Annotated in this window: 17 protein-coding genes; 9 read left to right on the top strand and 8 right to left on the bottom strand. The window is 65.3% G+C overall.

What is annotated here, in order from left to right:
- Nucleotides 1-45 precede the first annotated feature (45 nt).
- The 5 genes from recJ to EPD66_RS09765 all read right to left on the bottom strand — a co-directional run bounded on the left by recJ (nt 46) and on the right by EPD66_RS09765 (nt 6,489).
- Entirely contained in the window at nt 46-1,815 is a 1,770-nt protein-coding gene (recJ, locus tag EPD66_RS09785; protein WP_142848315.1) for a single-stranded-DNA-specific exonuclease RecJ, read from the bottom strand.
- A 177-nt stretch (nt 1,816-1,992) separates the two neighbouring features.
- Nucleotides 1,993-2,961 (bottom strand): class II fructose-bisphosphatase, encoded by a 969-nt coding sequence (gene glpX / locus EPD66_RS09780; RefSeq protein ID WP_142848391.1) that lies wholly within the window; start codon nt 2,959-2,961, stop codon nt 1,993-1,995.
- Between the two features lie 86 nt (nt 2,962-3,047).
- Entirely contained in the window at nt 3,048-4,352 is a 1,305-nt protein-coding gene (locus EPD66_RS09775) for a homoserine dehydrogenase (RefSeq protein WP_370511875.1), read from the bottom strand.
- On the bottom strand, nt 4,340-5,563 hold the full coding sequence (locus tag EPD66_RS09770) for an LL-diaminopimelate aminotransferase (RefSeq protein WP_142848313.1): 1,224 nt from the start codon (nt 5,561-5,563) through the stop codon (nt 4,340-4,342). Before EPD66_RS09770 ends, EPD66_RS09775 begins: the two co-directional genes overlap by 13 nt.
- A gap of 92 nt (nt 5,564-5,655) precedes the next feature.
- Nucleotides 5,656-6,489 carry an OmpA family protein gene (locus tag EPD66_RS09765; protein WP_142848312.1) on the bottom strand — a complete coding sequence of 278 codons (834 nt, stop codon included), beginning with the start codon at nt 6,487-6,489 and terminating at the stop codon, nt 5,656-5,658.
- 219 nt (nt 6,490-6,708) lie between these two features.
- Between EPD66_RS09765 and EPD66_RS09760 the strand changes: the two genes are divergently transcribed.
- Nucleotides 6,709-8,505 carry an alpha/beta hydrolase gene (locus EPD66_RS09760; RefSeq protein WP_142848311.1) on the top strand — a complete coding sequence of 599 codons (1,797 nt, stop codon included), beginning with the start codon at nt 6,709-6,711 and terminating at the stop codon, nt 8,503-8,505.
- A 138-nt stretch (nt 8,506-8,643) separates the two neighbouring features.
- On the opposite strand, the gene EPD66_RS09755 is transcribed toward EPD66_RS09760, so the two are convergent.
- Entirely contained in the window at nt 8,644-9,048 is a 405-nt protein-coding gene (locus EPD66_RS09755) for a DUF1465 family protein (RefSeq protein ID WP_142848310.1), read from the bottom strand.
- A 258-nt stretch (nt 9,049-9,306) separates the two neighbouring features.
- Between EPD66_RS09755 and EPD66_RS09750 the strand changes: the two genes are divergently transcribed.
- The 6 genes from EPD66_RS09750 to EPD66_RS09725 all read left to right on the top strand — a co-directional run bounded on the left by EPD66_RS09750 (nt 9,307) and on the right by EPD66_RS09725 (nt 16,808).
- On the top strand, nt 9,307-9,789 hold the full coding sequence (locus tag EPD66_RS09750; RefSeq protein WP_142848309.1) for an Hsp20 family protein: 483 nt from the start codon (nt 9,307-9,309) through the stop codon (nt 9,787-9,789).
- Nucleotides 9,790-10,000: 211 nt separating this feature from the next.
- Entirely contained in the window at nt 10,001-11,272 is a 1,272-nt protein-coding gene (gene ccrA, locus EPD66_RS09745) for a crotonyl-CoA carboxylase/reductase (RefSeq protein ID WP_142848308.1), read from the top strand.
- 84 nt (nt 11,273-11,356) lie between these two features.
- On the top strand, nt 11,357-12,802 hold the full coding sequence (locus tag EPD66_RS09740; protein WP_142848307.1) for a short-chain fatty acyl-CoA regulator family protein: 1,446 nt from the start codon (nt 11,357-11,359) through the stop codon (nt 12,800-12,802).
- 167 nt (nt 12,803-12,969) lie between these two features.
- Complete coding sequence (locus tag EPD66_RS09735; RefSeq protein WP_142848306.1) at nt 12,970-14,415, top strand: OmpA family protein; 1,446 nt, start codon at nt 12,970-12,972, stop codon at nt 14,413-14,415.
- A gap of 110 nt (nt 14,416-14,525) precedes the next feature.
- On the top strand, nt 14,526-15,674 hold the full coding sequence (locus tag EPD66_RS09730; RefSeq protein ID WP_142848305.1) for a flagellar motor protein MotA: 1,149 nt from the start codon (nt 14,526-14,528) through the stop codon (nt 15,672-15,674).
- Between the two features lie 15 nt (nt 15,675-15,689).
- Nucleotides 15,690-16,808, top strand: coding sequence for a peptidoglycan -binding protein (locus EPD66_RS09725; protein ID WP_142848304.1), 1,119 nt, complete (start codon nt 15,690-15,692; stop codon nt 16,806-16,808).
- A 242-nt stretch (nt 16,809-17,050) separates the two neighbouring features.
- Here EPD66_RS09725 and cyaY read toward each other — a convergent pair whose 3' ends face one another.
- Entirely contained in the window at nt 17,051-17,368 is a 318-nt protein-coding gene (gene cyaY, locus EPD66_RS09720) for an iron donor protein CyaY (protein WP_142848303.1), read from the bottom strand.
- A 161-nt stretch (nt 17,369-17,529) separates the two neighbouring features.
- Here cyaY and rpmE point away from each other — a divergent pair, with 161 nt between their 5' ends.
- Nucleotides 17,530-17,757: a 50S ribosomal protein L31 gene (gene rpmE / locus EPD66_RS09715; RefSeq protein WP_142848302.1), complete on the top strand. Its 228-nt coding sequence runs from the start codon at nt 17,530-17,532 to the stop codon at nt 17,755-17,757.
- A 202-nt stretch (nt 17,758-17,959) separates the two neighbouring features.
- Nucleotides 17,960-19,927 (top strand): adenylate/guanylate cyclase domain-containing protein, encoded by a 1,968-nt coding sequence (locus EPD66_RS09710; RefSeq protein WP_142848301.1) that lies wholly within the window; start codon nt 17,960-17,962, stop codon nt 19,925-19,927.
- Nucleotides 19,928-19,967: 40 nt separating this feature from the next.
- Here EPD66_RS09710 and EPD66_RS09705 read toward each other — a convergent pair whose 3' ends face one another.
- The gene (locus EPD66_RS09705) at nt 19,968-20,432 is read right to left on the bottom strand and encodes a gamma-glutamylcyclotransferase family protein (protein WP_255448437.1); all 465 of its coding nucleotides are present in this window, start codon (nt 20,430-20,432) and stop codon (nt 19,968-19,970) included.
- Nucleotides 20,433-20,435: the final 3 nt, after the last annotated feature.

Below are 20,435 nucleotides of genomic sequence, written 5' to 3'. Positions count from 1 at the left end.
TTTTTGAAACTTTTTGGGCCGCCTCCCTCATGCGGCTAAGGGCCTTTATCGCACGGGGGAGGCGTCGTCGATGAACAATTGGACGGCGTTGCTGCCCTGCCAGCTGTCCAGGCGGAGGCAGCCCGCGAAATGCAGGGACTTGCCCACCCCCGACAGCAGCGCCACGCCCAGGTCGCTGTCGGCGGCGCGGAAGGCGATGCCTTTCAGGCGGCTGTTGCCCTGCCCCGCCAGCACGCAACGCACATGACCGCTGCCGACGATGTCGCTCTTGATCAGGCGGGCTTCGGTGATGGCGAAGCGCGGTTCCGGATTGCCCGACCCGAAGGGGCCGCATTGCCGCAATTTCTCGACCAGGTCCAGCGCGGCCCCGCCGGCATCGATGGCGCCATCGAGTTCCAATTCCGGCACCAGTTCCCCCGCCGCCTGCGCGGCTAGGCGCTCGCCCAGGAAGGTGCGGAAATCTTCCAGCCGGTCGCGCGACACGGTGAATCCCGCCGCCATGGCATGGCCGCCGCCCTTGACCAGGATGCCCGCCTGGCGGGCGGCGATCACCGCCGAGCCCAGGTCGAGGCCGCTGACCGAACGGCCCGAGCCCTTGCCCTCGTCGCCTTCGAAGGCGATGACGCAGGCTGGACGGTTGTAGCGTTCCTTCAGGCGCCCGGCGACGATGCCGATGACGCCGGGATGCCAGCCGTCCCCGGCCACCAGGACCAGCGGCAGGCCATCGTCGGGGCGGCTTTCGGCCTGCTCGATGGCTTCGAGCAGCACCATCGCCTCGATCTCCTGGCGCTCGCGGTTATAGTCGTTGAGGCGCTGCGCGATGGCCATGGCCTGGGCGGGATCGTCGCAGGACAGAAGCTGCGTGCCCAGATCGGCCTCGCCGACCCGCCCCCCGGCATTGACGCGCGGCCCCATGATATAGCCCAGGTGATAGGCATCCGGGCGTTCCTTCACCCCGCCGACATCGGCCAGGGCGGCAAGCCCGGCATTGGCGCGCCGCGCCATGACCTTCAGCCCCTGCGTCACCAGGGCGCGGTTGACGCCCTTCAGCGGCACCACGTCGCACACCGTCCCCAAGGCGACGATGTCGAGCCATTGCATCAGGTCCGGCCCCTTGCCGTTGCCGTAATGCCCGGCCTCGCGCAGGGCGCGGTTGATCCCCACGACGACCAGGAAGGCGACGCCGACGGCGGCCATGTGCCCATGGGGGCTGGTTTCGTCCAAGCGGTTGGGATTGACCACGGCGATGGCGGGCGGAAGCGCCGCCTCGGCTTCGTGATGGTCGACCACCACCACATCCAGCCCGGCCTGGCGGGCGACCTCCAGCGGCTCGAAAGCGGTGATGCCGCAATCCACCGTCACCACCACACCCGCGCCCTCGTCCTTCAGGCGCAGCAGACCGGCGGCATTGGGGCCGTAGCCCTCGCGGATGCGGTCGGGGATATAGACCCGCACGCGGGCGCCCACGGCGGTGAAAAAGCGCTGGAGCAGCGCCGAGGAAGTGGCGCCGTCCACGTCGTAATCGCCCCAGATGGCGATCAGTTCGCCGCCGCGCACGGCAGCGGCCAAACGTTCCACCGCCGCGTCCATGTCGCGCAGATGGAACGGATCGGGCAGCAGATCGCGCAGGGTGGGATTAAGGAAACTTTCGGCCTCGTCCAGGCCGATGCCGCGCGCGGTCAGCACGCGGCCGACGACTTCGGGAATGCCCAGACGCTGGCTCAAGGCCAGCGCGGCCCGGTCATCCCCACAGCCCAGACGCCAGCGCCGCCCGGTCAGCGAGCGCTCGACACCCAGGAAGGCTCCGGTTGCCATGGCCCCAGTCACACTCATACTGAGTCCCTTCGACACGTCTCGCATGTTCCGCCGCCGGACCGGTGAAAAGCGGAAAAACCGCCCGGCCCCATTTCAGCGGAATGATACCCCTGCCCCCCTTCAAGGAGGGTTAAAAAGAAACGGGGCGAGGCGAAAGCCCCCGCCCCGTCCTTCGGCTCAGCGATCGGCCGGCAGGAAACCGGTCTTGACGTTGAAGTTGTGGTGCGACTCGATGTAGCGCACGGTGCCCGACTTCGAGCGCATGACCAGCGAATGGGTGATGGCCCCGCCATGGAAGCGGCGCACACCCCGCAGCATGGCGCCGGTGGTGACCCCGGTCGCGGCGAACATCACGTCGCCCGAAGCCATGTCGAGCATGGAATACTTGCGGTTCAGGTCGGTGATGCCCCAGCGGGCGGCGCGGGCGCGCTCGTCGTCGTTGCGGAAGATCAGGCGGCCCTGCATCTGGCCGCCGATGCAGCGCAGGGCGGCGGCGGCCAGCACGCCTTCCGGCGCGCCGCCGATGCCCATGTAGATGTCGACGCCGGCTTCGGGCTGAGCGGTGGCGATGACGCCCGAGACGTCGCCGTCCGAGATCAGCATGATGCGGGCGCCGCATTCGCGGACCTTGGCGATCAGTTCGTCATGGCGCGGACGGTCCATGATGCAGACCAGCAGGTCGGACATCTCGGCGCCCTTGGCCTTGGCCAGGTTCTTCAGGTTGACGCGCGGATCCTCGTCCAGGTCCACCACGCCCTCGGGCAGGCCCGGGCCGACCGCGATCTTGTCCATATAGGTGTCGGGCGCGTTGAGGAAGCCGCCTTCCTCGGCCATGGCGACCACGGCCAAGGCGTTCGGGCCACCCTTGGCGGTGATCGTCGTGCCTTCCAGCGGGTCCAGGGCGATGTCGATCTTCGGGCCGCCCATGCCCACCTTCTCGCCGATATAGAGCATCGGCGCCTCGTCGCGCTCGCCTTCGCCGATCACGATGGTGCCGTCGATGGACAGGCTGTTGAATGCCTTGCGCATGGCATCCACCGCCGCCTGGTCGGCGGCCTTCTCATCGCCCAGGCCGACCAGACGCGACGCCGACAGGGCCGCTGCTTCGGTCACCCGCACCACCTCGAGGGCGAGGTTGCGGTCCATGGTGGCGGGATAACCGTTCGAGACGGGCTTCTCAGCAGACATTGCGTTGCCTTCCTCTCTTTTTCTCACAGGGCCGTTCCGGCCCCCTAGAAGGATTCGATACGAATGATACGGGCGGGCTCGACGACGGCGGCGATGGCGTTGATTCGTTCCACCGCCCGCATCAGAGCCTCTTCCCGCGTGTCATGGACGGTCAGCACCACAGGCACGGTTTCACCGGGCGCACGGCCACGCTGCAGGATCGCCTCCATCGAGACGTCCTCGTCGCGCAGGGCACCGGCAATCTCGGCGAAGACGCCAAGCTGATCGACCACCATCAAGCGGATGTAGTAGTTCCCGCGGTGTTGCTCCATCGGAACTATGGGCAGGGTCTCTAGTGCAGAAGCAGGAACACCGAAGGTCGGGGCGCGCCGCCCGGCGGCGATATCGATCAGGTCGGACACCACCGCCGAGGCCGTCGGGCCGGCACCGGCGCCACGGCCTTCATAGACCGAGCGGCCGACGAAATCACCCTCGGCGACCACGGCGTTGAACACGCCTTCCACATTGGCGATGGGCGAGCCCACCGGCACCATGGTCGGATGGACGCGCTGCTCGATGCCCTTTTCGGTGCGCCGCGCCACGCCCAGGAGCTTGATGCGGTAGCCCAGTTCCTCGGCGAAGCGGATATCCAGCGCCGAGATATTGGTGATGCCTTCGATATGCATGGCCGCGAAATTCACCGGGCAGCCGAAGGCCAGGCTGGCCAGGATCGACAGCTTGTGGGCCGCGTCCGTGCCTTCGATGTCGAAGGCGGGATCCGCCTCGGCATAGCCCAGGGCCTGGGCCTCTGCCAGCACTTCCGCGAATTCCCGCCCCGTCTCGCGCATGGTGGTCAGGATGTAATTGCAGGTGCCGTTCAGGATGCCGTAAAGCTGCTGGATGCGGTTGGCGGCCAGACCTTCGCGCAGGGCCTTGATGATCGGGATGCCCCCGGCCACCGCCGCCTCATAGGCCAGCGTCAGGCCCTTGTCCTCGGCCAGCTTGGCCAGGGCATGGCCGTGATGGGCCAGCAGCGCCTTGTTGGCGGTGACCACATGGCGGCCCCGGGCGAGAGCGGTTTCGCAGACCGCCTTGGCGATGCCGTCCGAGCCGCCGATCAGTTCCACCACCACATCGACATCGGCGTCGTTGGCCATGGCCTCGGCGTCTTCGTACCAGGGCAGGCCTTCCACATCGATGCCGCGGTCGCGGCTGCGGTCGCGCGCCGAGACGGCGGTGACGACGACCGGGCGGCCGGCACGGGCTTCGATCAGGCTAGCCTGCTCGCGCAGCAGACGAACGGTGCCGGCCCCGACAGTGCCGAGGCCGGCGATGGCGATCTTGAGAGGTGCGTTGGTCAAGGAGCGGATACCTGTTTCTTCTCGTATTCTTCCAGCACCTTTTCGTAGGAGCCCAGGAAGGTCTTGATGTTGCGCACGGCCTGACGGGTGCGGTGACGGTTCTCCACCAGCCCGATGCGGACATGGGTATCGCCGTATTCGCCGAAGCCGATCCCCGGCGCCACGGCCACCTGGGCCTCGCGCAGCAGCAGCTTCGAGAATTCCAGCGAGCCCAAATGGGCGAAAGCCGGCGGGATGGGAGCCCAGGCGAACATGGTCGCGGGCGGGCTGGGCACGTTCCAGCCCGCCTGATGCAACCCTTCGATCAGCACGTCGCGCCGTTCCTTGTAGACCCCGCGGATCTGCTCGACGCAATCCTGCGGGCCGTTCAGCGCGGCGGTGGCCGCCACCTGGATGGGGGTGAAGGCGCCGTAATCGAGATAGGACTTGATGCGCGACAGCGCCGCGATCAGCGTCTTGTTACCGGCGGCGAAGCCGATGCGCCAGCCCGGCATGTTGTAGGTCTTGCTCATCGAGGTGAACTCGACGGCCACGTCCTTGGCACCGGGAATCTGCAGGATCGACGGCGGCGGCTCGACGTCGAAATAGATTTCCGAATAGGCCAGGTCGGACAGGATGTAGATGCCGTGATGGCGGCAGTAATCGACGACTTGGCCATAGAAATCCAGATCCGCCAGCAAGGCCGTGGGATTGGACGGATAGTTCAGCACCAGCGCCACCGGCTTGGGCACGGAATGGCGCACGGCGCGGTCCAGCGCCTTGAGGAAATCCGCGTCCGGCGTCACCGGCACGTAGCGGCAGGAGCCGCCGGCGATGATGAAGCCGTAGGGGTGGATCGGATAGCTGGGATTGGGCACCAGGATGATGTCGCCCGGGCTGGTGATGGCCGAGGCCAGATTGGCCAAGCCTTCCTTCGAGCCCAGGGTGACGATGCATTCGCTTTCCTGGTCCAGTTCGACGTTGAAACGCCGGGCGTAATAGGCGCACAGCGCCTTGCGCAGACCGGGAATGCCGCGCGACATGGAATAGCGATGAGCGCGGGGATTGCGGGATGCTTCCACCAGCTTGTCGACAATATGCTGCGGCGTCGGCTGATCGGGGTTGCCCATGCCGAAATCGATAATGTCTTCACCGGCGGCGCGAGCTCGGGCCTTCATCGCGTTGACTTCAGCGAAGACGTAGGGCGGCAATCTTTTGATGCGATGAAAATCCTGCTGCATGATCCTGATCACTCGAGAATCGCGAATTCCCTCGGCCGCACGCCTCGGCCGCGGAATGTCTGCGGGGGGAAAAATGTTTAGCGCGCCAGGCGTCAATAGTCGATAAAGATTTCCGCCACCCGCCCCGGTGCCTCACCTACCCCGCCCGGCGCCGAGGCTTCGATTCGCATGGCGGAGGCCGGCACGCCGAAACCGGCGAGGACCTCGGCCACGGCATTGGCGCGCAGCAAGGACAGTTCGAAGTCCCCCAGCATGCGCTCGACGGGATCGCGGCCGCCGGTCTCTCCGCCGCCATGGCCGATGATGCGCACGACGCGGCCTTCCTGCTCGTGATACAGGTTGGCGACGGCCTTCAGCCGTTCGGTATCCTTGCCGCCCAGGCGCGACGAACCGCGCAGGAAAGTGATGCTCGTGACCTTCGACAGTGGCGCGGCCTCGGCGTTCGGGGAGGTCCGGCCCTGCGGCCGCGCTTCATTGCCCAGGGCGGCCTGATGCATGGCGGCATCCAGGTCGGTCTCGGCCAGGCGGCGGCGATAGACGTCCTCGGTCACGGGTGCGATGCCGCGCGCCACAAGATGGGAGGGAGCGAGGGCGCGGTCCGGGGGCGGCGGCTCGGCCGATGCGGTCTGGGTGGCGGGAGCGGAGGCGGCAGCGACCCGCGCCACGGCGGCGGCCAACTCGTCTTCCCCCTGATCGGGCTGGGCGGCGGCCAGATGGACGGCCTCCTCCCGCAGCACTTCGGGCCTCTGCGGCAACAGCGCCACGGGCGCCTCGAACAGGACGGCACGCGGGGCGGGCGGCGGCGGCTCCGCCGGAGCGGGGGCATCAAAAGCGGCACAAGCCGAAAGCAGGAGCGTGGACAGGGCCGTGCAGGCCAAGCCCGTCAATGCCTGATGCCGGTGCTGCCCTCTGCCGAACTGCCACATCGCGAAACGACCGCTCCGAAGGATGAAAATCTCATTAATTTCCCCAACTTGGGGCGAAGTACGTTTAACAGTCGCTCGCAAGAAAGTATATAGGTCTATGGAGCCTCTGCCCGTCACCCTTGGGCCCGCTCTCAGACTGAGGGGATAGTCCCTTCGCCAGGCTTGTGGCAGGGCTACTTCTGTCTGACAAGATAGGGTGCCTTGACCGAGGAAAGACGAATGGCTGAAGAGATGGGAGCAGATATCAAGCTGGCGGATCCCGCGGAATTTTCGGCAGCCATGGCGAACATTGCCGAGCGCAGCCAAAAGATCGTTTCCGAATTCCTGACCCGACAAACCGCGAATGGCGGTCTGGGAGAGGCCGATCCCCTGCATATCGGGGGCGCTTTCCTCGAAATGACGACGCGCCTGATGTCCGATCCGGCCCGGCTGGTCGAAGCCCAGATGAATCTGTGGCAGGACTACATGACGCTGTGGCAGAGCACCGCCCGCCGCCTGATGGGCGAGGAGACCGAGCCGGTGGTGCAGCCCGAGAAGGGGGACCGCCGCTTCAAGGACGAGATGTGGCAGGAGAATGAGGTCTTCGACTTCATCAAGCAGTCCTACCTGCTGACGTCGCGCTGGATGCAGAAGGTCGTCCAGGACGTCGAGGGGCTGGACGAGCACACCGCGCAGAAGGTGGATTTCTACACCCGCCAATTCGTCGACGCGATGGCGCCGAGCAATTTCGTGATGACCAATCCCGAAGTTCTGCGCACCACCATCGAGACCGGCGGCGAGAACCTGCTCAAGGGCCTGGACAACCTGCTGGCCGACCTGGAACGCGGCCATGGCCGCCTGAACATCCGCATGACCGACCTCGAGGCCTTCAAGGTCGGCGAGAATATCGCGGTGACGCCGGGCAAGGTGGTGTTCCAGACCGACCTGATGCAACTGATCCAGTACGACCCCACGACCGAGACGGCCTACAAGCGCCCGCTGATGATCGTGCCGCCGTGGATCAACAAATTCTACATCCTCGACCTCCGGCCGAAGAATTCCTTCATCCGCTGGGCCGTCGAACAGGGCCACACGGTCTTCGTCCTGTCCTGGGTCAATCCCGACGAGACGCAGGCCCAGAAGACCTTCTCCGACTACATGCTGGAAGGCCCGCTGGCGGCGCTGGACGCCATCGAGAAGGCCACCGGCGAGCGCCAGGTCAATGCCATCGGTTATTGCCTGGGCGGCACCCTGCTCGCCTCGACCCTGGCCTATATGGCGGCCAAGGGCGACGACCGCATCGTCAGCGCCACCTTCTTCACCACCATGCTGGATTTCGAGGAAGCGGGCGAGCTGTCGGTCTTCATCGACGAGGAACAGCTGACCTCGCTCGAGCAGCGCATGAACAGCCAGGGCTATCTCGACGGCTCGGAAATGGCGACCTCGTTCAACATGCTGCGGGCCAACGACCTGATCTGGTCCTTCGTGGTCAACAACTACCTGCTGGGCAAGGACCCCTTCCCCTTCGACCTGCTGTACTGGAACTCCGACTCGACCCGCATGCCGGCGGCCATGCACAGCTTCTACCTGCGCAACATGTACCAGCAGAACAAGCTGCGCGAACCGGGCGGCATCACGCTGGACGGCGTGCCGATCGACCTCGGCACGGTCAAGGTTCCGGCCTATATGCTGTCCACCAACGAGGACCATATCGCGCCCTGGAAATCGACCTTCGCCGGCACCTCGCTGTTCAGCGGCCCGGTCAAGTTCGTCCTGTCGGCCTCGGGGCATATCGCCGGCGTGGTCAATCCTCCGGCGGCGAACAAATACTGCTACTGGACCAACAACCGCAAGGTGAAGGACCCCGACACCTGGCTGAAGAACGCCAAGCAGAATCCCGGCTCGTGGTGGGTGGACTGGCAGAGCTGGATCGAGAAGCATGCCGGCCCGCAAGTCCCGGCCCGCAAGCCCGGCGACGGCAAGCTGAAGCCCATCGAGGATGCCCCCGGCAGCTTCGTGAAGGTCCGCCTGGCCTGACCGACCGGAAGACCTGACAAGAACGCCCCCGCCATCACCGGCGGGGGCGTTTTTTCTTATGCGGCTTCCGGGAAGTGCCTACCCCTGCCTCTGGCCCGCTGTGCCGTCTCAAAGCATAAGCAGGCGCCCAAGAGCCTCTCAGTTCATCCGCTGCCGTTCCAGCACCATGTCCTCGAGGCGCCGGGTGCGCAGATAGAGGCGGTAGCTGCGTTCGAGCAGGCTGCGCAAGCCGTCGGGCAAGGCTTCGTCCTCGGCGGCGTCGTGGCTGAGGCAGACATTCTCGGCGGCCAGACGGTTATGTTCGGCGCAGGCCTCTTCGAGGGTCAGTTCGCCTTCCTGCACCGCGCGCTGGAGCATCAGCCAGGCCATCACCTGGGTCAGGCGCGTGGTCACGCGCATGGATTCGCAGCTGATCCGCAGACGGGCCACCGGTCCGGCGCCCACATGCTCGCGCGGCTGCACATAGGCGGCGTAATTCCTCGCCTCGACGATGAGGTTGAGGGTTTCCTCGTAGGTCTTCACCAACAGGCTTGGCTGGGCCATCCGGCGCCTCCGTCCAGGCTCTTATCCTGTCCCCACGTGGCCTTCCCGCAGGCCATTTTCAATTCCGCCCCGTCCGCGAATCCGGGTGAGGAAATACCCCTGAAGGATAGCAGGGCCCAGCCGCTTGACAGTGTTTGAGGGCGCCTTAAATCCCATTGCGTCCGGTTGCCGGAATGGGGCCGGACGGCTGAAAACCGGGGACGATCAACAGGATGTCCCCGTTCCAAGACACCATGTTGCTTATGAAAGGATATGGTCATGCGCAGCTTCGATCTCTCTCCCCTCTTCCGCTCGACCGTCGGCTTCGACCATCTGGCGCGCCTGCTGGATGCGGCCCAGCGCGTGGACGAATCGGCCTTCTCCTATCCGCCCTACAACATCGAGAAGATGGGCGAGGACGATTACCGCATCACCATGGCGGTGGCGGGCTTCTCCGAAGAGGATCTGGATCTGACGGTCCAGGAAAATCAGCTGGTCATTACCGGCCGCGCCCGGAAGGAGGATGAAAACCTCCGCTACCTGCATCGCGGCATCGCCGGCCGCTCCTTCGAGCGCCGCTTCAACCTTGCCGACCACATCCAGGTCAAGGGCGCCAGCCTGGTGAACGGCCTGCTGCATGTGGACCTGGTGCGCATCGTTCCGGAAACCCTGCGTCCGCGCAAGATCCAGATCGGCACCGCCGCGCCGTCCCGCAGCATCGAGCACAAGACCGAAGGTGAAGACCAGAGCAAGGCCGCCTGAGCCTTCTCGGTCGAACCGCCAGTCAGGACGCGCCGGAGGGAAACCTCCGGCGCGTTTCGTTTTTCACGGAAACATCACTTTACAAGAGCAACAAATTTACGCCGCGCCGCAAAAAGTAGTTCAAGACTTTACAAATTTACAAAATCACAGGCATTGTTCTTAGTAAATTTGTATCCGATCTTCCGGGGAGACATTTTCCCTGGAGGCCTGAATGACCAAGGAACTCTACGACATCGCCGAACAGCCGCCCCTGGGCGCCGTTCCGCCGAAAATGCATGCCTGGCTGATCCGTCCCGAACGCTTCGGCGAACCCAAGGATGCGTTCCAGCTTGAAGTCGTGGATGTCCCCGAGATCAAGGATGATGAAGTCCTGGTCTACGTCATGGCGGCGGGCATCAACTACAACAACGTCTGGGCCGCCCTGGGCACGCCGGTCGACGTGATCGGCGCCCGCAACAAGGCGGGCGAGCCCGAACGCTTCCATATCGGCGGCTCGGATGCGTCGGGCATCGTCTACAAGGTCGGCGCCAAGGTCACCAACCTGAAGGTCGGCGATGAAGTAGTGATCCATTGCGGCACCTATGACGCCGATTGCCCTCTGGTGAAGCGCGGCGTCGACGAGATGTATTCGGGCAGCTACCGCATCTGGGGGTACGAAACCAACTGGGGCAGCTTCGCCCAGTTCACCCGCGTCCAGGCCCATCAATGCCTGCCCAAGCCCAAGCACCTGACCTGGGAAGCCTCGGCGGCCTACATGCTGGTCGGCGCCACCGCCTACCGCATGCTGATGGGCTGGGGCGAGCACGCCCTGCGCCCCGGCGACGTGACGCTGATCTGGGGCGGCGCGGGCGGCCTGGGTTCGATGGCCATCCAGATCGCCAAGGCCGTCGGCGCCACGCCGGTCGCCGTCGTCTCGGGCGAGGAGAAGATCCCCTATTGCATGCAGTTGGGCGCCGAGGGCTGCATCGACCGCCGCAAGTTCGACCACTGGGGCATGCTACCGCACTGGAAGGACGAGGAAGCCTATGGCAAGTGGCTGAAGGGCGCGCGCAGCTTCGGCAAGGCAATCTGGGACATCCTCGGCGAGAAGCGCAGCCCGCGCATCGTCTTCGAACATCCCGGCGAGACCACCATCCCCACCTCGCTGTTCGTCTGCGAGACCGGCGGCATGGTGGTGATCTGCGCCGGCACCACCGGCTACAACGCCACGGTGGACCTGCGCTACATGTGGATGCGCCAGAAGCGCGTCCAGGGCAGCCATTTCGCCAATGACGCCCAATGCGCGGCCTTCAACGAACTGGTCCTGGAGGGAAAGGTCGATCCCTGCCTGTCCGAAGCCTACAGCTTCAACGACCTGCCGCACGCCCACCAGCTGATGTACGAGAACCGCCACCCCGCCGGCAACATGGCGGTGCTGGTCGGCGCGCCGGGCTTCGGCCAGGGGGCGAAGGAAGGCGCCGCCGAGCGCCAGGCGGCCGAGTAAGGGGTTACGCCTCCCCTCCCGCTCCGCTAAACTCTTCTCCGGGCGGCGCCCTCGTTCCGCCCGGAGAAGAGCAAGCGAGTTCCTATGGAAAAGAAGGCGATGCTCGGCCACAAGGTCCGCCGTCTGCGGCGCGACCTTGGCCTCACCCAGGCCCAGATGGCCGAAGCTTTGGGCGTTTCGCCCAGCTACTTCAACCTGATCGAGAACAACCAGCGCCCCTTGACGGTCAACCTGCTGCTCAAGCTGGGCCAGGCCTTCGACGTCGACATCCAGAGCTTCGCCGACAATGAGGAAAGCCGCCTCGCCTCGGAACTGACCGAAGTCTTCGGCGATGCGCTGTTCCGCGACAACGACGTCAAGAAGCACGACATCAAGGAACTTGCCGCCATCGCACCGGGGCTGGGCCAGGCGGTGGTGGCCCTCTACCACGCCTATCGCGAGGCCCATGACGCGGTGCAGGCCCTGGCCGAGCACGTGGCCGACCGCGACAAGCTGCAACTGCTCCAAACCAAGGCCTTCCCGGTGGAGGAGGTCCGCGACTTCTACCACGCCACCGGCAACCATTTCCCCGACCTCGAGGCCGCCGCGGAAACGCTGTGGGCCAGCGGCGAGCTTTCCGCCAGCGACCTGTGGCGGAGCCTGAGCGACTATCTGCAGCGGCACCACCAGATCGCCCCCAAGATCATGCCCATCGACGTGATGGGCCAGACGATCCGCCGCTTCGACCGCCACAGCCGCCGCCTGCTGCTGTCGGAAATCCTGCCCTCCTCGGGCCGGGTCTTCCATCTGGCGGTCAAGATCGGCCAGCAGGAACACGGCGCCCTGTTCGACCGGATCGCCGCCTCGTCCGGCCTGTCCAGCCCCGAAGCCATCAAGCTGCTGCGCGCCGGGCTGGCGAACTACTTCGCCGGCGCGGTGATGATGCCCTACGACCGTTTCCTGCAAACGGCCAAGTCCACCCGCTACGACATCGAGATCCTGCAACGGCGGTTCGGCGCGAGTTTCGAGCAGGTGTGCCACCGCCTGACCACGCTCCAGCGCCCCTCGGCGCGCGGCGTGCCCTTTTTCCTGATCCGCGTGGACAAGGCCGGCAACGTCTCCAAGCGCTTTTCCGCCATGGGGATGCATTTCGCCCGCTTCGGCGGCGCCTGCCCGCGCTGGAACGTCTATGACGCCTTCCGCACGCCGGGGCTGATCCAGACCCAACTGGCCAGCATGCCCGACGGCTCGACCTATTTCAGCCTGGCCCGCACCATCACCAAGCCCGGCGGCGGCTATCACCAACCGCCCCAGCAATTCGCCATCGGCCTGGGCTGCGAGGTGGCTCATGCCCCGCAACTGGTCTATGCCGACGGCCTCGATCTGGAGAGGACGGAAGCCGCTGTGCCCATCGGCATCAACTGCCGCCTCTGTGAGCGCCCCGACTGCTCGCAGCGCGCCCATCCGCCGCTCAATCACCGCATGATCGTGGACGAGAATCTGCGCGGCCTGGGCGCCTATTTCTTCACGCCCAACGCCCCGCCCGGATAAGCCGAAACCGTCCTTGCCCGCCAAGGATGCAGAAGGGCGGAGGTTAACTCCAATGAACTTATGATGACCTGCTGTCCTGCCGCTGTAGCGGGGTTGTAGGGTTACCACGCATTAGGATAGTGTGGTTTCCCCAGTGGGATTGATACGATCCGAATGATGGCAGGGCTATGAGCAAGTACCGCTATACCACCACCGTGACGATGGCAGCCTTCAGCTTCGCGCTGATGTGCGAATTGGCCACGGCAAATCACGCAGAGGCTCAAATGGTGATCGGTGCGGGGCCGCAGCCTTCTGCCGTCATGGTCGATCTCGAGGTCCTGAACAGCATGGGCCAGGCGCTCACCTTGCCGCATATGCTCGCTCCGCAGCTTCGCCCGCCGTCCGACGCCGCGCCTTTCGAGACATCCTCGGTGATGGTCGACGAGCGGATCGTCCTGACCCCGCCCGCCCAAGTCCAGGCCGCCCCGGCGGTCTACCGCCACGGCAACGAAGTCATCACCCTGATCCCGCCGGGCCACCAGCAGCAGCGCAAGGCCACCGCCGCCAAGCGCGCGGAACAGCCCATCAAATCGGCCTCCCTCCGGACGTCCAGGCCCGCCGCGCCCAAGCAGCCCCCCCTGGGCCTGACCCAGGCGCCCGGCATCAAGCCGCAGCCGCCGCAAAGGAACATCCATCCGGTCAAGGTCGAGCAGACGGAGCTGGCGCAGGCAGTCCAAGAAGAGACGCCGAAAGCCGCCGCTCCCGACCAGACGGCCGCCCTGATCGAGACCGCCGGGCTGCCGCGCGAATGCGTGGAGGTGAAGCCGGAGGCGGCGGCGACCGAAACTCCGGCAGAGCCCGAAGCAAAGACGGTGGCGGAGCCCGAGGTGAAGACGGTCGCGGCAACGCCCGAGGCCGAGGCGGAAGCCGAAACCCCCGCCGCGCTTCCCGAAAACGACACCGCCGAGGAACCGGCGCCCATCGCCCTGCGGACAGAAGAGGCCGAGCCTCCGCTCGAAGAAGCCGCTCTCGCCGACGACAAGGTGAAGGAACCGGTCAAGATCGTGGTGGCACAGGCCGAAACGGTCATGTCGGTCGCCTCCCCCGTCCTGGCCGAGGCGCCCCCCACCTCCCTGCTGGAAGTCCAGGCTGAAGCCCCGCCGGCACAGAAGCCCGTTCCGCCGCTGCCCGAGGTCGATCCCCTGCCGCCGCCGGCTCCCGGCCTCGAACCCGCCGATCTCGCCCTGCGGCCCGAGGACGAAACCGTCCAGGAAGCCACCCTGCCCGCGCTGCCCCCCGCTGCCGGGAAGGTGCTCGGCCTCGATGACGGCCTGCGGGTGATCTTCGCGGTGGAAAACTCCGCCCTGCCCGAGGTGGCGCATCCGGAATTGCAGAAGCTGGCCTTGCGCCTTGCCAAGGAAGAGGGCCTGACCCTGCAATTGGTCGCCTATGCCTCCGGCGACGAGAGCGACACCAGCAAGGCCCGCCGCCTGTCTCTCTCACGCGCGCTGGCGGTCCGCGCCTATCTGATGGACAATGGCGTCGATTCGGAGAGAATCGAGGTCCGGGCGCTGGGCCACAAGAGCAGCGAAGGCGAGCCTGACCGCGTCGATGTGGTGCTGCTCCAGCGCTAGGAACCTGTATGAAAGGACCAGTCCGGCGAATTTTTGCCTTCATTCGGGCGTAATTGAGCGTTACGCAGTCAGTCCTGCCTCGACGCCATTCCTAGAGGAAGCCTCTTAGCATGACCCATCCGCGCCGTTTTCTGATCCGCATGGCTGCCTTTCTTGCCGCGGTGGCCGTGGTGCTGGCACTCCTCTCGCCCGGCCTGTCCGGTGCATTCCTCGCCAATCCCGCCCTGAACGGCCTGATCTTCGTGGTCTTCCTGGTGGGCGTGGCGCTGAACTTCCGCCAGGTCCTGCAAATCCGCCCCGAGATCGACTGGCTGGAGAAATTCCGCCGCGGCCAGGCCTCGCTGTCCTCGGAACAGGCGCCGCGCCTGCTGGCGCCGCTGGCGACCATGCTGGGCGAGAGCCGCCGGGGCGACCGCTTCACCATGTCGGCCATGTCCATGCGCTCGGTGCTGGACGGCATCGCCGCTCGCCTGGACGAACAGCGGGAACTGGCCCGCTATTTCATCGGCCTGATGATCTTCCTCGGCCTGCTAGGCACCTTCTGGGGCCTGACCCAGACCGTCAGTTCCATCGGCAACGTGATCCAGAACCTGCAGATCACCGGCGATGATTTCGCCTCGGCCTTCGCCGGTCTGCGCCAGGGCCTGGAAGCGCCGCTGGCGGGCATGGGCACGGCCTTTTCCTCCTCGCTGTTCGGCCTCGGCGGCTCGCTGATCCTGGGCTTCCTCGATCTGCAGGCGGGCCGCGCCCAGAACCAGTTCTACAACGAACTGGAAGAATGGCTGTCCGCCCAGACCCGCCTGACCGGCGGCACCGGCATCGTCGCCGAAGGCGGCGATCAGTCGGTTCCGGCCTATATCCAGGCGCTGCTGGAACAGACCGCCGAAAGCATCGACAATCTGCAGCGCATCCTGTCCCGGGGCGAGGAAAGCCGCATTTCGGCCAACAACAACATCCGCGCCCTGACGGAAAAGCTGACCACGCTGACCGACCAGATGCGCGCTGAACAATCCCTGATGCTGCGCCTGGCGGAAAGCCAGCTTGAAATGAAGCCGATCCTGGCCCGCTTGGCCGAAGCCAGCAGCCAGGGCATGGACGACAGCACGCGCAACCATATCCGCAATCTCGACGCCTCGCTGTCGCGCATGGTCGATGAAATGAGCGTCGGACGCGATGAGGTGATCCGCGAAATGCGCAGCGAGTTCAAGCTGCTGGCGCGCACGATCGCAGCCATCGCCGAAGAAACGGAACCCCGCTGAGGGAGTTAGAGGATCATGGCCTCCATCGGCCGCCGCGCACGCCGCACCACCGACATCTGGCCCGGCTTCGTCGACGCGTTGGCGACGTTGCTGATGGTCATCATCTTCCTTCTGATGATCTTCGCCCTGGCCCAGTTCTTCATGGGCCAAGCCCTGTCCGGGCGTGACGAGGCCCTGAGCCGCCTGTCGCGGCAGATGAACGAATTGTCAGAATTGCTGTCGCTGGAACGCCAGGCCAATGCCGATCTGCGCCTGAACGTCGCCCAGCTTTCCAGCGAATTGCAAAGCTCGGTCGCCGAACGCGAGCGCCTCGCCCTGCGCCTGTCGGAAGCCGAGGCCGCCGCCGAGACGGTGGATGTGCAGATGCGCGAAATCGCGCTGCTCAAGCATGACGTCGAGGCGCTGGAAGCCCTGCGCATCGAACTGGAACGCCAGATCGCCGAGATGGGCGCGAAGCTGGGCGAAAGCGAAGGGCAACTGGCCGAGGAGCGGCGCCTCAGCGACGAAGCCCGCGCTCATGCCGCCCTGCTCAACCAACAGCTCGAAACCCTGCGCCAGGAAATCGCCCGCCTTGCCGCCGCCCTGGATGCCTCGGAAGCCCTGGCCGCCGAGCAAAGGATCGAGATCGCCAATCTGGGCAGCCGCCTGAACCAAGCGCTGGCCAGCAAGGTCGAGGAACTGGCGCGCTATCGTTCGGAATTCTTCGGCCGCCTGCGCCAGGTTCTGGGCAACAAGCCCGGCATCCGCATCGAAGGCGACCGTTTCGTCTTCCAGTCTGAACTTCTGTTCGACTCGGCCTCGGCCGATCTGGGGAATGCGGGCCGCCAGGAAGTCACGCAGCTCGCCGAGACGCTGAAGACCATCGCGCGCGAGATCCCGACGGACGTGAACTGGGTCCTGCGCGTGGACGGCCACACCGACCGCCTGCCGATCCGTAGCGGCCGCTACGAGTCCAACTGGGAACTCTCCACCGCCCGCGCGCTTGCCGTGGTCAAGCATCTGATCGACCAGGGCGTCCCGGCCGACCGTCTGGCCGCCGCCGGCTTCGGGGAATATCACCCCATCGATACCGGCAACACGCCCGCCGCCCTGGCCCGCAACCGGCGTATCGAGCTGCGTCTCGACCAGCGGTAATCCGGCCTGCGTCAGATGAAAAAAGACCGGAGCATTCGGCTCCGGTCTCAAACTGCGGACAAATCCATTTTCCCCGTCACTCCCGCGAAAGCGGGAGTCCATGGAGCCCCCTCATCCATCTCCGGCGGCTCACACCTCCATGGGCCCCCGCTTTCGCGGGGGCGACGGATGAGGACAGGCGGAACCGGTTTTGCCAGCAACCTGCGACCAGGACATTCCGCCCCGGTCTTTTTTTCAGGGCATCACCCCTCGGACAGGTCGGTGCCCAGTTCCTGGCCCAGCAATTCGCGCAATTCGACCGAAGCATCCTTGGTCGCGATCCAGCGGCCGTCCTGGTAGCCGAAATGCCAGGCGCCCGAAACCGGCGAAGACAGCCAGACCTGCCGGTTGGGAGCATGCTTGTTGACGATGAACTGCCGGCCGTCCTCCAGTTCGATCGTCAGGATGCCGCCTTGCAGCTCCACATCCAGGTCGTCGCCCAGGGCGTCTTCGATGCGGTCGGCGATTTCCGACAGGAAATGATCGGCGATCGTGTGGAAACTGCTTTCGTCCAGACTCATATCTCGCTCTCTCCAGGCGGGGTTTTGGCCCGAACCATATCTTGGGAAAGGCCCGGCAACAAGCCCGCCCCCATATTGTCCGGCTATTCCGTGTCTGCGGACTTGCACCCCCGGCGATGATCCGCTATAAGGCCCGCTTCGGATTTGGGAGCAGCAGGACCATGAAGAAGGACATTCATCCCGAATACCACGAAGTCAACGTGGTCATGACGGACGGCACCGAGTTCAAGACTCGCACCACCTGGGGTTCGCCCGGCGACACCCTGCGCCTGGACATCGATCCCAAGTCGCATCCGGCTTGGACCGGCGTGCAGCGCCTGATGGACACCGGCGGCCAGGTCGCCAAGTTCAACAAGCGCTTCGCCAGCTTCGGCTTGAAGTCGTCGTAAGGCTTTCCGTAAGGCGCATCGGCCCTGTTCGATGCGCCTTACCGGTCTTTCGGGCGTCCCTCGCACCGCCTGCCTTGTGCAGTGCGGTTTTTTTGTGCCTGCCCAACACTTCTTTAACCTAATACGCTAGATTCTCTTTCGGATTAGTCGACAGCTCTTAAGGCATGGCGCAGCCTCGCTGCGCCCACAAGCGGTGGATAACGTGAGCGGCAGCGTTTCGATCACTTATTTCGAAGTCTATATCGCTGAGAATCAGCGCTGGATGCTGCATGCCCGCTTCCCGCGCGAACAGCGTGAGACGGCCATGCAAGAGGCCAAGGTGCTGGAACACAGCCTGGACCTGCCGGTCAAGGTGGTCCGCGAGACCTACTTTCCCCGCGACAACCGCACCGACGAAAAAACCGTCTATCTCAGCCCGAAACTGGCGGGACGCGACCCCTTCGGCTTCGGCAGCGGCCCGTCCTCCTACAGCCAGAAGGTCAACAAGCAGCGCGACGGGCGTTTCCAGGGGCTGGAACCGGCCAGCCCTGAAGTGCCGGGCTTCGAACAATTCTCCCCCGGCGCCCTGAGCAAGCTCGAGAACGAGCAGCCCCGTCCCTTCTTCCTGCGGGAAAGCAAGAGCGCCATCGAGAATGTGGCGCGGCTGGTCGGCATCCTGCTGGCAAGTCTGGTCGTCGCCGCCTTCGCCGCCATCATCGTCCGCACCGCATTGGGGCAGATGGTGGCCTCGGGCGTCAGGCTGAGCGCCGATCTGCAAACAACCATCCAGGTGGGCGTCTTTCTCGCCGTCTTCCTGGTCGCCGCCCTGCCGCTTGCCATGCGCTTGCTGAACTGGGCTCTGCTGCTGACCGACGATGCCCAGCCCGCGTCTTCCAACGGCGCGGCATCATCCGCCTTCGCCCCGCCTCCGGCGGAGGGCGCCCGCCGCCCCGACCCGATGACGAAGGAGCGTCCTAAATCCGCCAGCCAGGGCGATTACGCCCTGCCCTATGACGAAGCCATGGAGGCGGCGGCCAAGCAGCAGAAAGCGGAACCGCCCGCGGAAGACAAAAAGCCGGAAGACAAGGCCCAGGCCGAAACCAAGCCCGAACCCAAGGCCGAGGAAAAAGCCTCGGAGCCCACACCGGCTCCGAAAGCGGAGGAAAAGAAGAAAAAAGCCGCCGAGGAGAAGGAAAAGAAGGCCGCCGAACCGCCAGAACTCGAACTCTGCCGCCTCGACCTGACCCGATTCCTGAGCGGGGCGCTGACGGCGATCAAGGCCGAGCGCCCGCAACTGGACGCCTTCAACAAATTCGGTCTCAACCTGATCCTGGGCGGCGCGGCGGAAATGGCCGCCGAACGCCACCAGTTGGAGACCTCCTGGCAAATGGCCCTGCTTGCCGAGATCATGGAGATCACCGGCACCAAGCCCAGCCTCAGCCGCTCCTTCTGCGAGAAATACGAGAGCTATCTGCTGGAACCGCGCTATGTCCACATGATCCAGGCAGGCCGCGACGCCATGGCCAGCCTGCTGGAGGACGGTAGCGACCCCTGGCGGGAACTGCCCGCCGTGATGGAGGCCTGGAACAAGCCTTCCGCCACGAACCAGCAAGGCGGCAAGAGCATCATCGCCATCATGTTCACCGACATGGTGGATTCCACCTATCTCACCCAGCTTCACGGCGATGCCGTGGCGCAGGACCTGATCCGGCGCCACAACGCGATCGTGCGCGCTGCCTTGCAGGACAATGGCGGCAGGGAGATCAAGCATACCGGCGACGGCATCATGGCCTCCTTCGCCTCGGTCACCAATGCCGTCACCGCCGCCGTCGCCATCCAGAAGGCCGTGGCCGAGCATAACGAGAAATCGCCGACCCAGCCGCTGCATCTGCGCATCGGCATCAATGCGGGCGAGCCCATCAAGGAAGACAACGACCTGTTCGGCAGCACCGTGCAGATGGCTTCCCGCGTCTGCGCCCAGGCCGGTTCCGAGGAAATCTTCTGCACCAACGTGGTGCGCGAGCTTGCCTCGGGCGGCAAAGGCGCGGCCATCCGCCCGCGCGGCGAATACGAGCTGAAAGGCTTCGCCGAGAAGGTGCCCCTCTATGAAGTGGTCTGGGACGAAGCGGCGCTGACGGAGAAGGAAGAAGCGCCGGAAGGAACAGAAGCGGCGGTGGAGAAGGCGGAGTAACCGTCTTCGCAGGGCGGTGCCCGCCGCCGCCCTCTACCCTTCAGATGCTGCGGCGCAGGCGCCTGAGGGCCGCCTGGGTCGGGTAATGATCCATGAAATGGGCGGCCTTGCGCAGGAAGTTACGCTTGTGGCGCAGGCGCCACAAGGGCAGGCTCCAGCTTCGGCGGCTGGGCTTGATGCCTGTCTGGGACATGAAGACGACGGCCCGCAGGGCATGGCCGTGCAAGGTCGTCACGCGCACCGGCTCCAGCCGGTATTCCCAGCCTTCATAGGCTTGCAGGCGGTGGAAGGCGGCCTGGCCGAGGTCATGGATCAGCACGCCCTGCACCCAGCCCGAGCTATGGGGCAGCAGCATCGGATAGGTGCGGCCGGCGACGAAGACCCGGCGGAAGCCCTGGATTACCGCCGGTTCCATGGCATGGGTCGGCAGATGCGCCCCCAGGACCACTTCCTGGACATCGCCGTCCATCAAGGTGCCGAAGACGAACAAAGGCGTTCCAGCCACTTT

Origin of the sequence: Telmatospirillum sp. J64-1 (assembly GCF_006980715.1) — a bacterium.
Taxonomy (GTDB): domain Bacteria; phylum Pseudomonadota; class Alphaproteobacteria; order Rhodospirillales; family Magnetospirillaceae; genus Oleiliquidispirillum; species Oleiliquidispirillum nitrogeniifigens.
Note: the sequence above shows the minus strand (reverse complement) of the source record. Positions and strands in the feature narration are given on the sequence as shown.